Source organism: Saccharomonospora iraqiensis subsp. paurometabolica YIM 90007 (assembly GCF_000231035.2).
GTDB lineage: Bacteria > Actinomycetota > Actinomycetes > Mycobacteriales > Pseudonocardiaceae > Saccharomonospora > Saccharomonospora paurometabolica.
Map to the genome: position 1 here is coordinate 25,169 of NZ_KI912236.1, position 13,456 is coordinate 38,624.

Annotated in this window: 15 protein-coding genes and 1 tRNA gene; 10 read left to right on the forward strand and 6 right to left on the reverse strand. The window is 66.8% G+C overall.

The genetic code is table 11. The annotated features are described in order from the left end of the window. The 4 genes from SACPADRAFT_RS32740 to SACPADRAFT_RS0211680 form a co-directional block, all read left to right on the forward strand. Window positions 1-251 (forward strand): hypothetical protein (locus tag SACPADRAFT_RS32740; protein WP_007024675.1); only part of this gene is annotated, 251 nt, incomplete at its 5' end. A gap of 25 nt (window positions 252-276) precedes the next feature. Continuing rightward, window positions 277-702 (forward strand): roadblock/LC7 domain-containing protein, encoded by a 426-nt coding sequence (locus tag SACPADRAFT_RS32745; protein ID WP_007024676.1) that lies wholly within the window; start codon window positions 277-279, stop codon window positions 700-702. 2 nt (window positions 703-704) lie between these two features. Then, window positions 705-1,070 (forward strand): DUF742 domain-containing protein, encoded by a 366-nt coding sequence (locus SACPADRAFT_RS0211675; protein ID WP_007024677.1) that lies wholly within the window; start codon window positions 705-707, stop codon window positions 1,068-1,070. Beyond that, window positions 1,051-1,671, forward strand: coding sequence for a GTP-binding protein (locus SACPADRAFT_RS0211680; RefSeq protein ID WP_007024678.1), 621 nt, complete (start codon window positions 1,051-1,053; stop codon window positions 1,669-1,671). Before SACPADRAFT_RS0211675 ends, SACPADRAFT_RS0211680 begins: the two co-directional genes overlap by 20 nt. Before the next feature lie 81 nt (window positions 1,672-1,752). Here the strand turns inward: SACPADRAFT_RS0211680 and SACPADRAFT_RS0211685 are convergent, their stop codons facing one another. Together SACPADRAFT_RS0211685 and SACPADRAFT_RS0211690 are read right to left on the reverse strand one after the other, a co-directional pair. Beyond that, the gene (locus SACPADRAFT_RS0211685) at window positions 1,753-3,135 is read right to left on the reverse strand and encodes a tryptophanase (protein ID WP_007024679.1); all 1,383 of its coding nucleotides are present in this window, start codon (window positions 3,133-3,135) and stop codon (window positions 1,753-1,755) included. 50 nt (window positions 3,136-3,185) lie between these two features. After that, window positions 3,186-4,292: a tryptophan dimethylallyltransferase family protein gene (locus tag SACPADRAFT_RS0211690; protein ID WP_007024680.1), complete on the reverse strand. Its 1,107-nt coding sequence runs from the start codon at window positions 4,290-4,292 to the stop codon at window positions 3,186-3,188. A gap of 276 nt (window positions 4,293-4,568) precedes the next feature. Here SACPADRAFT_RS0211690 and SACPADRAFT_RS0211695 point away from each other — a divergent pair, with 276 nt between their 5' ends. The 3 genes from SACPADRAFT_RS0211695 to SACPADRAFT_RS33880 all read left to right on the forward strand — a co-directional run bounded on the left by SACPADRAFT_RS0211695 (window position 4,569) and on the right by SACPADRAFT_RS33880 (window position 6,093). After that, window positions 4,569-5,264, forward strand: coding sequence for a hypothetical protein (locus tag SACPADRAFT_RS0211695; protein WP_007024681.1), 696 nt, complete (start codon window positions 4,569-4,571; stop codon window positions 5,262-5,264). A gap of 203 nt (window positions 5,265-5,467) precedes the next feature. Next, on the forward strand, window positions 5,468-5,788 hold the full coding sequence (locus SACPADRAFT_RS34405; RefSeq protein ID WP_324604534.1) for a hypothetical protein: 321 nt from the start codon (window positions 5,468-5,470) through the stop codon (window positions 5,786-5,788). Window positions 5,789-5,826: 38 nt separating this feature from the next. Next, window positions 5,827-6,093 carry a DUF433 domain-containing protein gene (locus SACPADRAFT_RS33880; RefSeq protein WP_007024682.1) on the forward strand — a complete coding sequence of 89 codons (267 nt, stop codon included), beginning with the start codon at window positions 5,827-5,829 and terminating at the stop codon, window positions 6,091-6,093. A gap of 495 nt (window positions 6,094-6,588) precedes the next feature. Here the strand turns inward: SACPADRAFT_RS33880 and SACPADRAFT_RS0211705 are convergent, their stop codons facing one another. The 3 genes from SACPADRAFT_RS0211705 to SACPADRAFT_RS0211715 all read right to left on the reverse strand — a co-directional run bounded on the left by SACPADRAFT_RS0211705 (window position 6,589) and on the right by SACPADRAFT_RS0211715 (window position 10,694). Further along, window positions 6,589-7,122, reverse strand: coding sequence for a pyridoxamine 5'-phosphate oxidase family protein (locus SACPADRAFT_RS0211705; RefSeq protein WP_007024683.1), 534 nt, complete (start codon window positions 7,120-7,122; stop codon window positions 6,589-6,591). Between the two features lie 622 nt (window positions 7,123-7,744). Next, the gene (locus SACPADRAFT_RS27240; protein WP_007024684.1) at window positions 7,745-10,420 is read right to left on the reverse strand and encodes a DNA methyltransferase; all 2,676 of its coding nucleotides are present in this window, start codon (window positions 10,418-10,420) and stop codon (window positions 7,745-7,747) included. 16 nt (window positions 10,421-10,436) lie between these two features. Beyond that, on the reverse strand, window positions 10,437-10,694 hold the full coding sequence (locus SACPADRAFT_RS0211715; RefSeq protein ID WP_007024685.1) for a hypothetical protein: 258 nt from the start codon (window positions 10,692-10,694) through the stop codon (window positions 10,437-10,439). A gap of 520 nt (window positions 10,695-11,214) precedes the next feature. On the opposite strand from SACPADRAFT_RS0211715, the gene SACPADRAFT_RS27245 reads away from it, so the two are divergent. Further along, window positions 11,215-11,511 (forward strand): tyrosine-type recombinase/integrase, encoded by a 297-nt coding sequence (locus tag SACPADRAFT_RS27245; protein WP_007024686.1) that lies wholly within the window; start codon window positions 11,215-11,217, stop codon window positions 11,509-11,511. A gap of 71 nt (window positions 11,512-11,582) precedes the next feature. Here SACPADRAFT_RS27245 and SACPADRAFT_RS0211725 read toward each other — a convergent pair. After that, window positions 11,583-11,654 (reverse strand) — tRNA-Lys (locus SACPADRAFT_RS0211725). A gap of 429 nt (window positions 11,655-12,083) precedes the next feature. Here SACPADRAFT_RS0211725 and SACPADRAFT_RS0211730 point away from each other — a divergent pair. Beyond that, on the forward strand, window positions 12,084-12,737 hold the full coding sequence (locus SACPADRAFT_RS0211730; RefSeq protein WP_007024687.1) for an NADPH-dependent FMN reductase: 654 nt from the start codon (window positions 12,084-12,086) through the stop codon (window positions 12,735-12,737). Between the two features lie 88 nt (window positions 12,738-12,825). Continuing rightward, window positions 12,826-13,456 (forward strand): AAA family ATPase (locus SACPADRAFT_RS27250; RefSeq protein WP_007024688.1); only part of this gene is annotated, 631 nt, incomplete at its 3' end.

Here is a 13,456-nt window from a genome sequence, read left to right on the forward strand (position 1 = left end):
CGCCGTCGCCACCGCGCCGCGAGCCGGGTCCCGACCCGTCGGCGACGCGGGACCGGCCCACCCGGCGGCCCCTGCCGCAGCGGCAACCCCAGCAGAACCTGGTCGACCAGCTCCGGGACGACCCCGAGGAGGACACCCCCGACTTCGAGGCCGTCTCCGGGAGGACCCGCAGCACACTCTCGGCTTTCCGCAAGGGCACCCGCAGGGGCCGGGAATCCGGGGAGCCGGGGCACGAATCCGACACCGACTGAGACGAAGGGGAAGCGAAACACATCGATGAACGCGAACGGGAACTCCGGCGCTGATCTGAACTGGCTGCTCGACGACATGGTCGAGCGGGTGGTCGGCGCCCAGCACGCCGTCGTGCTTTCCGCGGACGGCCTGCTCATGGGCAAATCGGCCGGACTCGCCAAGGACGACTCCGACCAGCTCTCCGCGATGTCCTCGAGCCTGCAGAGCCTGGCGAAAGGGGTCACCAGGCACTTCGAGCGCGGTCCGGTGTTGCAGACCATGATCGAGATGGAGGAGGGGTACCTGTTCGTCTCCGCGGCGGGAGCGGGTGCCTGTCTCGCCGTGCTCTCCGAGGAGACGGTCGACGTCGAGATGATCGCCTACGAGATGAACCGTCTCGTCAAGCGGGTCGGCGACTACATGTCCGCGTCCCCCCGCGCCGCCGCGTCCACGTCCGGCGAGGGGACGTGAGCGTGGAGGAGGAGTGGTACGACGACGACGCCGGCCCCCTGGTACGGCCCTACGCCATCACCCGGGGCCGGATCCCGGCCACGGACGCCACGCTGGACCTGTCCACGCAGGTGATGGCCCTGCGGACCACGCGGGAACCCACCGGGCTCACCCCGGAACACCGCAGCATCCTGGACCTGTGCCGGCAGCCGCTGTCCGTCGCCGAGCTGGCGGTCTACGTGAAGACACCGATCGCCGTGATCAAGGTGTTGTGCAACGACCTGATCGAACGGGGGGACGTGATCGTGCGTTCGCCCTCCACCCAGCCGATGCAAGCCCCCGACCGTGAACTACTCCAGGCGGTGCTCGATGGCCTCACCAAGCTCTGACGGCGGTTCCGCGGAGAACGTCGTCCCCACCCCCGTCAAGATCGTCGTCGCGGGCGGTTTCGGCGCGGGCAAGACCACCATGGTGGGCTCGGTCAGTGAGATTCCCCCGCTGTCCACCGAAGAACTGATGACCCAGGCCAGCGACGGCGTCGACGACCTCACCGGCGTCGAGACGAAGGGGACGACCACCGTCGCGCTCGACTTCGGCCGCATCACGATCTCACCGCACACCGTGCTCTACCTGTTCGGCACCCCGGGCCAGGACCGGTTCTGGTACATGTGGGACGAACTGGCGCGCGGCGCGATCGGCACCGTCGTGCTGGTCGACACCCGCAGGCTGGACAGCAGCTTCGCCGCGATCGACTTCTTCGAGCGGCGCAAGATCCCCTTCGTCGTGGCGGTGAACTGCTTCGCCGAGGCGGACTCCTACACCGAGGACGAGATCCGCAAGGCCCTGGCGATCAACGAGGGCATCCCGATGGTCTTCATCGACGCGCGGGAGAAGGACCAGAGCAAGCTCGCGCTGATCCGGCTGGTCCGGTACGCGCTGAGCAGGCTGACCGAACCCGCCGCGATGAGCGGGGCCGGGTCGACGGCCTGACGCGCGCCACGGCTCGGGCGTGCCGGCACGGGTGCCCGCCCGCGGTATCCCCCTGCGGGCACCCGTGCCGTCGTGGGCACCTCAGCCGCGCGCGGGCAGCTGGTGCATCGTCATCTTGAAGTGCCGCAGGATCGGCGGCGCGTCGGCCACCCGGTACCGCGCGACCCGCTCGGGGTGCTTCGCGATGTCGGCGAGGACGTCGGCGACGTACTCGTAGTGCGCCCGGGTGTAGGTGCGGCGCGGCAACGCCAGGCGCACGAGCTCGAACGGCGCGGGCGCGACGAGGGTGTGCCCCTCGTCGAACTCGCCGAGGTAGAGCGAGCCCAGCTCCACGCACCGGATCCCGCCCGCGAGGTACAGCTCGCAGGCCAGCGAATGGCCGGGGAACTCGTGCGGCGGGATGTGCGGCAGCAGCCTGCCCGCGTTGAGGTAGAGGGCGTGCACCCCGGCGGGCCGCACGATGTCCACCCCCGCCTCGTTGACCAGGCCCGCCAGCTGCTCGGCCTCGCCCGCCCGCGCCCGCAGGTAGTTCGGGTCGAGCACCTCGCGCAGCCCCTGCGCGACGCGGTCGAGGTCGTGCGCGGCGAGCCCGCCGTAGGTACGGAACCCCTCGGTCGCGATGATGTTGACCTCGCAGCGCCGGGCCAGTTCGGCATCGCGCACGCCGAGGAAGGCGCCCATCGGGGCGATGGCGTCCTTCTTCAAGCTCGCCACACACCCGTCGGCGAGCCCGAACGCCTCCCGCGCGACCTCGGCGGGCGAGTGCCCGCCGTACCCGGGCTCGCGCCGGGTCACCAGCCAGGCGTTCTCCGCGAAGCGGGCGGCGTCCAGGAAGAACGGCACGCCGTAGCGGTCACACAACGCGCGGACGGCGCGCAGGTTGGCCATCGACACCGGCTGCCCACCGCCACCGTTGTTCGTGATGGTGATCAGCACCTGGCCGACCCGGTCGCCCTCCGGGCCCGCGAGTGTGCGCTCCAACGCGGCCAGATCGACGTCGCCCTTGAACGGCTCGTCGCTGTCCAGGTCGGCCGCCTCCGGGCAGGGCAGGTCCCGGGCCTCGCAGCCCAGCAGCTCCACATTGGCGCGGGTGGTGTCGAAGTGGGTGTTGCTCAGCGAGATCCGTCCCGCCGACAGCGTGGCGGAGAACAGCACCCGCTCCGCGGCACGCCCCTGGTGGACGGGGAACACGTACTCGAACCCGGTGAGCTCGTCGAGCGCGGCGCGGAACCGGTAGTACGACTCCGACCCGGCGTACGACCGGTCGGCCGCGGCCGCGGCCGCCTCCTGCGCCGCGGAGACGGCACCGGTGCCCGAATCCGTCAGCAGGTCGATCGTCACCGCGTCCGCGGGGAGGTTGAACGCGTTGTACCCGGCACGGGCCAGCGCCTGCTCACGCTCCGCACGGGTGGTGATCGGGATGTCCTTGACCACCTGGATGCGGTAGGGCGGGAACGGTTTCACGCTTCCTTCTTTCCTCGTGTACTCATGATTCCTCCGCCCGGTCCGTGCGTTCAGAGCGTGGTCCCGGGCGCGGGGACGTCGTAGGCCTCCGACGAGAGGTAGACGGTGGTCCCGGTGCCGTACCGGCCGAGCCGCAGCGACACGTGGGCGAGCAGCCCGACGCCGTCGGCGAGCGGCCGCCGGGAGACCGCGCGCAGCGCGGCGTCCAGTGTGGACACATCCGCACCATGCCGCTCCAGAAAGGTCCGCACCCGCTCGCGGGCCACCGCGTCGTCGTGCACGTAACTGCGGACGGGCAGGTAGAGGCTGTAGTTGGCGGGTCCGTCCGGTGCGGCCTCCACGAAGGAGTAGCTGGACACGAGCGGACGCCCGGTGAACGGCCCGGTGTCGCCGCCCAGCACCTCACAGAACTCCCGAATCCGCTCGGGCTCCACCCCGACGACGGCCTTCGCCGCCCGCTCGGCGTCGTCGGAGGTGGCCGCGTCGTGCGAGATGTAGAGCTTGACCCGGGACAGCGGGTCGTCGTCGAGGTCCACGGCGAAGAACGAGAACGTGTCGGCGTCCCCGCGCACCATGGCGTTCTGCGTGGCGGTGTCGTAGGCGTCGTGCAACCCGAGCCGACGGAACGCCTCGGCGACCAGCTCGGGCGCCCGCTCGGGGCCGCGCACGGCCGGGTTGAAGTACACCTTGAGCTTGGCCGCCCCGTCCGGGCGGAAGATGAGCGAGTACCAGAACGCGAACTTGCCCTGTGGCTCCTCCGGCAGGAAGAGGTCCGCCAGGGTGTCGAACCGCTCGGTCGGGATACCGAGGGTCGCGCTCGTGCGGTCGAGGAACCGCCGCGCCGCGGCCACGTTCTCCGCCGCACCCGGTGGCTGCCCCACGGTCTCCCCGAGGATGCGCACGGCGCGGTCCCCGCTGTCGTCCAGGGCGACGGAGAACTCGACCGGCGTGGCGTCGTCGGCGACGTCCGTCGGCCAGGCGGGGCCTGCCGACAGCGGACGCCCGCCCGCGGGCCCGAGCAGTTCCCGCAGCAGCTCCACCGGCCGGGTGTCGTCGGTGAACCCGTTCTCGGCGCAGAGTGCGCGCAGCTGGTCGCGGGTGTGTTCGAACAGGGTCGGGTCGGCAACGCTCACGTTCGCTCCAACAGGCCTCGGCATCGGCTGACTCCCACGCGCCCGGTGCGGCTCCCGTGGGCAAACGAAGATCAACATAACGGGCGTTTCACTCGCCGGATAGCGCTACAAGAGTGATCTTGATCAGCTTCCGGTGATCACCCTCGGCGGCGTCGCGGATCCCCGGTAACGGCCACCCGCCCCGCCCGCACTCGTCCGTTCCGGTACCACCGGGGTGATCCGGGTAACGGCGACGAGCCGGGACCCGACAGGAGGGACACGTCACGTTCCGACCCCGGACTCCGCGACAGGGGAGGGTGGATGAGTCGTTCCCCGGACTTCCGGACCAGACCACATGCCGGTGACCAGCACTACGTCGACGCCGTGCGGACCCTCGAACGGGAGGTGCAGGCACTCCGCGACGGAGCCGGCGGGCGGGACGTCGCGAGCGTGCGGGCCGACCTGACGGCACTCATCCAGGAGATGGAGACCCGGTCCCGTCCACGGGAGGGCAGACACGAACTCCTGGCCCGGGCCCGCGGCCTGCGGAAACACCTCCCCGCCCACGCCCGCGGCACCGACGACCGGACCGGCATTCCGGAGCCCACCCGGCAGGAACTGCACGTCGTCGCCGTGCGCCGGGAGTGCCGCGCACTCGCCGCGGAGATCAGCGGACTGGCGACCGAGATCGAGTCCGGGTCCGGCCGGGCAGGCGCGCGCGGCACCGCGGCCGAACGGGACGACATCGCGGCGCGCAGGCGGAATCTGGAGGCCCGGCTGCGCACGGTCGAGGCCGAGGTGCGGCACCACCTCGCCGGGACGGACGAGTCCGGCCCGGCGCTGCGCCGGATCCGCGAGCTCCGCTCCCGTCTCCGGAACGCGGGCGAGACACGCCGCCACCGCCCCGGCGTCACCCACGGCATCGACGACGCCGCGGAGCGGTCGAACTCGGTCGCCGACATCTGCATCGGCCTCCCCGGCCAGGGCAGGCAGGGCCGCCGACCGTACTGGGGCTGATCAGGAGGCGCGCACGGGAACCGGGTGGTCCGGGAGATGCGCCGGTGGTGAGCACACGAGGGTCTGCCCGATTCGGGAGTACCGTTCGTGTGAATACCACCTGCTGAACTAGCTTGCTACGTTCAGGTCGTGCATACTCGCGGCGGAGGAAGGAGGGGCGTTCATTGAGCACGGATGTGCGGTTCGTCCGCCCACTGATGACGATGTCGGATGCGGGGCGGCACCTCGGCATTCCCCGGCAGACATTCCACCGGTGGGCACGAGGCTACAAACATGGTGGCCCCCTCCTGCACGTCAGCGAGGGAGAGAGCCTCCGGCGCGCCACCGTCCCGTTCATCGCCCTCGCCGAGGCCTGGGTGCTGGAAGGCCTTCGGCAGGCCGGCGTTCGGCCCACCCGGATACGTCCCGCGCTAGAGCAGCTCCAGAAGGAGTTCGGGCACGAGTACGTCCTCGTCTCGCGCTCGGCACCGACGGCATCTCGGTTCTCTGGGACTTCTCCCGCACCGAGGCCGGAGCCGGCCTGATCGAGGGCGCCAGCGGCCAGACAATCATCCGCGAGATCGTGCAGGAGTACCTCACCTACGTGGGCTTCGGCGCGGACGACTACCCGAACCGGCTCGCCCTCCGACCCTTTGAACCGGCCAAGGTCGTGCTCGATCCGTACCGGGCCTCAGGGCAACCGGTCTTCGGGGGCAGCGGGGTCAAGGTCGCCAACGTCGCCGCGATGCTGAAAGCCGGGGAGGACCCTGACGTTGTCGCCGAGGAGCACGGAGTCGGGACCGACGCCGTCAGAGCCGCCGCACGCGTCCTCCTGGGCAGAGCCGCCTGAGTTGTACCTCGACGAGAAGCGGTCACGAGATCGGTGCGCCGCTTCCTCGTCGACCTGGGTTACAAATGCCACACCCCTCCCGAGGTCTTCGGCACGCGTGCCGGAGAAGGTCCCCGATGTGTGGACCATCGAGGCCGACGGAGTCGTATTGGGAATCAACGCACGCGCGCACTGGTCCGTCGGGCTTGAGTCCGAGTTCGGAGAGCTGGGCCGCAGTCTTCAAGAACGGCGGTGCTCCGCCGGAGCGATACCACGGCAGTCCGGTCGCAGTCCACTTGTAGGGTTTGCCAGTCATGCTCGTAAAGATATGAGCTGGTGCTGACAAGAACCGCCAGTTTCCCCGTCCCCTTCGATGAGGCCTCGCCCGCAGCGGCCGCCATCGTCACATCGACTTCGCTGATGATGTGCTGGTCGAGGTAGAGCTGGATCCGCTGAACATGTCAACCTCCACCGGCCCCGAAGTGACGGCTCGAGGTGGACCCACGCGAGCTCTCTTCACACTGACGGTTGTTGGTCGAGCAGCCCGGCGGGGTCGGCGCTGTAGGCGACCATCCAGCTGGGGTCGATGCGATACCACACGTTCTCGTCGCAGAACGGTTCGTCGCCGTCGTAGTGGTTGACGAGGTAGTCGCGGACGGTCGGCCAGCTCGGGTCGCTGCTCGTCCCCTCGGGGTTCAGCGGAACGGCGTGTCCGTGTGTGAAAACGCCGAGCTGCTCGCCGCGCATGAAGGTCGCGCTGATGCCGGGCCGCGCCGCGAGATGACGGGCCTTGGCGGCCCGGCGGTGGGTGCCGAAGATCCAACGGCCGTGCAGGAGGTGCCCGTCGGCGCCGCTGATGCGTGGCTCACCGCGCCGGGTGACTGTGGCGATGGCCAGGGTGCACATGCCTTGGCAGACTCGGACAACCTGCTCGGCGTCCAAGTTGCTCTCACCTGGCCGGATGATCGATTTGAGGTGGCTGCTGGAGTCGGCCAGAGATGTGTCGAGCAGGACTTGGAGGCTGTGAAGCTCATCGGGAGTTTCGAACATCCGGCTAGTTCATCAGCTCCCACCGACAATGTCGGCTCAGTGCGCAGTCGCCGACCGGACGTAGGCGAGTCGGTCGCAGGCGGTGCCGGTCCCGGAGATAGTGCCGGCGAAGGCGAGCCGGTCAATGGGAGTGGTGGGCCGCCTGGGACTCGAACCCAGAACCTATCGAGTAGGTGCCTGGGTTGGCCGTCGTTCGCCGTCGACTGCGTTCGACTGCCACTACCTGGGATGTTCACGAAAGTGAACGGCGGTCGAACGTGGTCCTCTTCCATCCTTTCCGATCGTTCCCTGTGGGAAACTGTGGGACACCTGTGACGGGCCGCCGTCGGCCGCCAAGCGTCTTCCGGGAGCGTGACCTCACCACACCCGCAATGGGCAAGCTCCCAGTGCTTCGTGTCGACGCACCCGACCGCAACGGCGAAGCCGCCTACGAACGGAATCAGGACCGTATCCTGCGAGCTTTGAACAACGCCTAACAGCCCTCAGACGCACACCAGTCGCCACAATGATTGGCACGGAGTACGGATCCTTTGATCACGTCCCGATTCCATCAGTGTCTTCCGTTTCCTGACAGCATGTCTGATCACCTGAATAAACGCGGATCTCGCTTAATGCAACTTGGCTAAAACGGCGCGTAGTTGCCAGCACCTTGCCCAATCTGCTGGTTGAGGTATCCCAGTTTCTTGAGTATCTCGGACTGATCCTGTGCGATGGACTTCGGCCAGTGGTAGCACGCGATGACCGCCTCATCGAGGTCTTGATGGAGCTTCTTGAGGTCAACGTAGGCGCCCTCGTCCACACGATTGTAGAGCGTGGTAAGGCCTATCTGCTCGTCACCGACGATCTCATGACGGCGCATGATAAGTGTTCGTGAGGCTTCCGCAACCGCTTCCTTCTCGTCAGGGGATGGAGCAGGCCAGGGGAACGTTTCAAACGCTGTCGACGGTGTAAATCTTATTCGAGTTTCGAATGTTGAGGATTCTTCCCATGCCCACGCTTCGAAGACTTTAGAGGTCAGGACGCCCATCGAGTAGTCGTCCTCAAGAGCGAACACTCCTACGAGGTTGCTTGGGCACCAATCCTGATCGGCCCATGAGAAGAAGAGACGCTTGCCGGTCAGTGTGGAAACGATGTATCGATCCTTGCTCTTGATGGCGGTACGCATGTCCGGTCTCGGCCAGGCGAACTGCCACCAAAGCCGCGCAAGGTGCCGCTCTTTGTTCTCCCGATGAGGTTTCACACTATCGCGGACAATCTTCATGGCTTCGGAATATTTCATTGCCATCTCGAGGGGCATGGTCCCGAAGTCGATGATCCAGCGACTGGGAGCTGATTGCACTGCATCGGTGAGGTCATCGCTGGTCAGGTAACGTCGAATGACATCTTTTTCACCTTCTGCAATGAGCCTGGCTGCCGTCATCTCATCAATGATGAAGCCGTCTCCGGTTGGCTGGCACCCGATGAATGCCTTGTCCTTGTTTGCACGCAAGATGAGAGGTTCAGGCAGTGTCGGACCTGGCTTGAGTTTTGAGTTGATCTTGTCAACTACAGCGCCGTCGAGAGTGAATGCCGTTATTGGTGTGGATGGTTTTTTAACCCAGTTGGTGATCGACACATGAACCTGCGCCTCGCCCGGCCACTTCTGAGAGGACACCGCATCTGTGATCACGCCGCCGTTGTCCACGATGTGTCGGAGGGAGGCAAGTCGGTGTTTATTCTCGCGCAGAGTATTGGTCGATACCAAACCAGCCCGTTGCCCGTCTTGCAGGTGGGCATGAGCGCGGCGGAACCAGTATGCACTGTAGTCAACCACACCGATTCCAGGAAACTTTTTCTTCAATTTATCGATGTAGTTCCCGCCATGCTGGCGACGAATGATCCGGTCTCCGAGGAATGGCGGGTTACCGATGATGCAGTCGGACTCGGGCCACTGGCTGAACACCGCGTCATCAACTGTGATTCCGGCTAGACTGACCAGAGGCAGCGGTGTTTCGGCTTCGCCGTATAGGTCGATCATTTGGCGGTGCCCCATCCAGAGGGTTACGCGTGCAATAAGCACGGCAGCCGGCTGGATATCGATGCCGTAGAAATTCGTCAGTGGCACATATGGCCACGGCTCGGATGGCAGTGACAGACCGGTGCTGGCTGCGAGCTCGGAGATCCGTTGCTTGATGCGGTATTCGAGATGGCGCATTTCCCGGTAAGCGACGTAGAGGAAGTTTCCGCAGCCGCATGCTGGGTCAAGAATCCGAACCGTGCAGAGCTCTTCGAGCACCTTCAGTGCTTCGTTCGGCGTCGTAGCTGCGTCGATCCGCTCTTGCCAAGGTCGCACAATCGTGGGGCCGACGATCTTCATGATGTCAGCTTCATGGGTGTAGTGCGCACCGAGCTTTCCTGCGATGATGCGTTCCATCAGTGATCCGAAGATGGTCGGCTCGACCTTGCTCCAGTCATATTCGGCGGCCTCCGCCAGGGAATCGAGTTCGGAAGCGGCAAGTCCGACCTCGGCCGGATCAGCGAAGAGCTGGCCGTTTACATATCTTGTCCCAGCGAGGATACCCTTGCGGTGCTGGTTTCCCTTCTGGTTCAGCACACGGAACAAAAAACCGAGCTTTGCTGCCGAGTCCTCAGGAATCTTCCGAAGCTGATTCACGGTCTTTTGGAACGGGGATCCCTCCAACAGACCGAGGTCTTCGGCGAACATTGTCCAGATGGACTGCATTGTGAACCGGGTGATCTCGTCTGTCGGGGCCGCTGAGCGGTCCACCAACGACTGATAGACCGCACTGATGGTGTCGGCGGCCTGAGTGGTCAGCGTCTTATGGTGTTCGAGAAAGCTCGGTACTTGCTTAGAACCGGCAAGGAACATCAGCGCCTCGTACCGGCTCGGCAGTGCTTCGAGGCTAAAGGTTGCTCTGGGAGACTTCGGGAACCTTCCGGGATCCCAGATCTCAAACTCCTTGAAGTTACACAGAATGACCCAACGGGCGGTGGGGATGTCCTTCTCCTCGTCGGCCGACTCCTCCCAGTATCGCTTAACCTGATCACGGGCGGAGGAGACGCTGACGTGGGGAGCCTTCATCTCCACGATGCATACGCCAGGCCAATGCAGGTCCATAAAGCCGGCCGACGACTTGAAGTCTTCGAACTTCGCGCCCGCCTCGGAACGATCCGATCCATAGCACTCAAAGAGCTGGTTCAGGAAGGTCTGAGCCTCGGCTTTCTCGCTACCCTCGAACTTTGCCCACTTCTTACTGAACCGTGTGAGGGCCTTTTGGATCTCTTCACCGCTGTGCATGAGGTAACTCTATGACCTACATCAAGCGGAGATCATCACCACCGAAGTAGGTGTCCTTCTGCAGCCGAGCCCGTGCCTGCTCCAATGTCTTGGTGGCATCGTTCAGGGCAAGCTGCGCGTTGTGCTCCTCAGGGCCGGTGCCCAGCCGCTTCTTAGCCTTCTTGGCTCGAGAGAGGGCGTTCTCGATGTTCATCAGCACGTCCGATACTTCGGACATCGCACGCTCGTGCGCCGCCTGCGACTGGGTACGGGGATCGTGCGCCGGTGTGCTCATGGCCGTCTCCAAACCCAGTCGTCTCCTCGAACAGCTCCTCGGCGGTCAATCCTAACCGCAGTCTCTCTCGAGAGCGGAGCACCGCCGCGCTGCCACCAACAAAGGTGGGGCTTCGTCCTCATCCCGTCTGACCTGGCTTCGCCCGTCATCAGGCTGTGTCAGGGCGCAACCGCTGACGGCGATTGTACCGCTCGTGACCAGCTTTGCGCCCTTGACACAGCCTGATAGCCCTCGGGGAGGTCTGACGGGATGAGGACTCTCAGCCACGACCGAAACGCAATTGTGCGGCGTTGCCCTCATCCCGGTGACCTGCCTGGGGCCTGGGGGCGGCGAGCGCCCCAGGATCTTTGCGGGTGATACCAATGCTCGCCACTTGGCGGCCCTTCCGTGGTTCCCGGCCGCCTGCCTTCCGCTCCGGGACCGCGTGCGGGCCGGCGGGACCGGCACCAGCCGCACGCCCGCCGGCCCACTTTCGCGGCCCCACCAGGTGAGCAGGCAGGCGGCCCCGGAGGGGCCGCCCTTGATCGCCGTCCCGGTCTTTCCGAACTCCGAGGGCGGGCTTCGTGATCCGTCGAACGTGCTGCGGGTGCTGCGGCAGGTTCGGGGGAGCGAGGGTTTCGCCTGGGTGACCTCGCACGTGTTCCGCAAGACGGCCGCGACTGTGCTCGATGAGGCGGGGCTGAGCGCACGCGTGATCGCGGACCAGCTCGGACATTCCCAGCCCTCGATGACCCAGGATGTCTACCTCGGGCGCAAGGTCGCCGGCCGGGCCGCGGCGTCGGCGTTGGAAGACGTGCTCGGTAATCAGTCCGAGTAGTTTCCTGTGGGAAAAGTGTGGGGATGCCCCTGCGCCGGTCGGGGCAGTAGAGCCGTGCCCTGGGATGTCGGTGGGCCGCCTGGGACTCGAACCCAGAACCTATGGATTAAAAGTCCACAGCTCTGCCATTGAGCTAACGGCCCGTGGCCTCAGAGTCTAACGACGGGGCGCCGCGCCCGGCACAGCAGGCGGCCGATCGAGGATCACCCCCGGCGGCGGGACCGACCCCGCTGGTCACCGCCGACCCCGAGGTGGAGCCGCGCATGAGGACGCGGTCCCGACGGCACGGTGTGCCACCGGGACCGCGTAGTGGGTTCCTCAGGTCAGCACTTGCTGCAGCATCCGCAGCTCGGGCCGGTGCAGGAACCGCAGCATCCACAGTTACTCATGGCAGTCACCCCTTCGAACGCGGTGGTCGCGCCGACTGCCCACGCTAGGTGACTTGGGCGCGGTGCAGAACCACTACCAGGGTGAACCGGGTGGTATCGCTCCGTGACGGTCATCGACCGACCCTCCGATGCCGGTCGACTGACAGATGCCGCGCCCGTTGCCGTCTCCCTAGCGTCATCGCCATGACGAACACGACAGCGCACACCAGCACCGACGCAGCGATCTCCGCACCCGCGACCTCCGCAGCCGCGACCACCGACCCCACGCACGCCGACACCGACCGGCCCCGGCTCGTCGTCCTCGTCGGCAGCACCCGCCGTGGGCGCTTCTGCCCCGTACCCGCCGACTGGTTCGCCGCCGAGGCGCGGGCACACGGCGCCCTCTCGGTCGAGGTTCTCGACCTCACCGAATTCGACCTGCCCCAGTCCCTCGACACCACTCCGGACGTCACCGCGCTCGGTGAACGGCTCGCGGCCGCCGACGGGTTCGTCGTGGTCACCCCCGAGTACAACCACAGTTTCCCGTCCGCCCTGAAGACCGCGATCGACCATTACCACTCCGAGTGGCAGGCCAAGCCGGTCGCCTTCGTCTCCTACGGCGGGATGGGCGGCGGGCTGCGCGCGGTGGAGCAGCTGCGACTGGTCTTCGCCGAGCTGCACGCCGTCACGATGCGCAACACCGTCAGCTTCCACAACTACCCGACCGTGTTCGGCGAGGACGGCACACCCGCGGACGCGGCCTCCGCGAGCGCGGCGGCCAAACAGATGCTGGACCAGCTCGCCTGGTGGGCCGTCGCGCTCCGGCGCGCCCGTGCCGAGCACCCGTACTCCACCTGAACACGACCGGGCGCGGACGTACAGACCATCATCCACGCAGGCGACCGTTCCTTGACTTCGACAATACTCGAAGTTCGATGCTGGGGTCATGCGAACCACCGGCACCCTGTTCGGCCGTGCGGAGGAGCTGTCCACTCTGCACGGGCTCGTCGCCGATGCCCGCGCCGGACGCGGGGGCGCCCTCGTCCTGAAGGGGGAGGCGGGCATCGGTAAGACGACCCTGCTGGATGACGCCGTCAGCACGGCCACCTCCGGCGGGCTCACCGTCCTGCGCGGCACCGGCCTCGAACCGGAGTCCGGACTGCCGTTCGCCGGCCTGCACCTGCTGCTGCGGACCGTGCTCGACACCGTCGGGGACCTCGCACCGGAGGACGACACCCGGGTGCTGCGGCGCGCGCTGGGCACGGACGGCGAGCGGACCCCGCGCACCGGCGGGGACGCCCCGGTCGGGCAGGCGCTGCTCACGCTGTTCGACACGCTCGCCCGCCGCGCGCCCCTTCTGGTCGTCGTGGACGACGCCCACTGGCTCGACACACCGTCCGCCGAGGCCCTGTTGTTCGCGGCCCGCCGCGCCGACGCGCACCCGGTCGCGGTGCTGCTCGCCGCCCGGGATACGCACGCACCCGCCTTCCCCGCGCCGGGGGTGCCGGACCTGCCCCTGGGGAGACTGGACGACACCGCCGTGGCCGCGCTGCTCGACGCGCACACGCCCGACCTGG

What these genes read in the sequence shown, in the direction of transcription:
- SACPADRAFT_RS0211715 (WP_007024685.1), bottom strand. Translation starts at nt 10,694, where the DNA reads ATGAGCACACCGGCGCACGATCCCCGTACCCAGTCGCAGGCGGCGCAC.
- SACPADRAFT_RS32745 (WP_007024676.1), top strand. Translation starts at nt 277, where the DNA reads ATGAACGCGAACGGGAACTCCGGCGCTGATCTGAACTGGCTGCTCGAC.
- SACPADRAFT_RS27240 (WP_007024684.1), bottom strand. Translation starts at nt 10,420, where the DNA reads ATGCACAGCGGTGAAGAGATCCAAAAGGCCCTCACACGGTTCAGTAAG.
- SACPADRAFT_RS34405 (WP_324604534.1), top strand. Translation starts at nt 5,468, where the DNA reads ATGTCGGATGCGGGGCGGCACCTCGGCATTCCCCGGCAGACATTCCAC.
- SACPADRAFT_RS0211695 (WP_007024681.1), top strand. Translation starts at nt 4,569, where the DNA reads ATGAGTCGTTCCCCGGACTTCCGGACCAGACCACATGCCGGTGACCAG.
- SACPADRAFT_RS0211690 (WP_007024680.1), bottom strand. Translation starts at nt 4,292, where the DNA reads ATGCCGAGGCCTGTTGGAGCGAACGTGAGCGTTGCCGACCCGACCCTG.
- SACPADRAFT_RS0211680 (WP_007024678.1), top strand. Translation starts at nt 1,051, where the DNA reads ATGGCCTCACCAAGCTCTGACGGCGGTTCCGCGGAGAACGTCGTCCCC.
- SACPADRAFT_RS0211705 (WP_007024683.1), bottom strand. Translation starts at nt 7,122, where the DNA reads ATGTTCGAAACTCCCGATGAGCTTCACAGCCTCCAAGTCCTGCTCGAC.
- SACPADRAFT_RS0211730 (WP_007024687.1), top strand. Translation starts at nt 12,084, where the DNA reads ATGACGAACACGACAGCGCACACCAGCACCGACGCAGCGATCTCCGCA.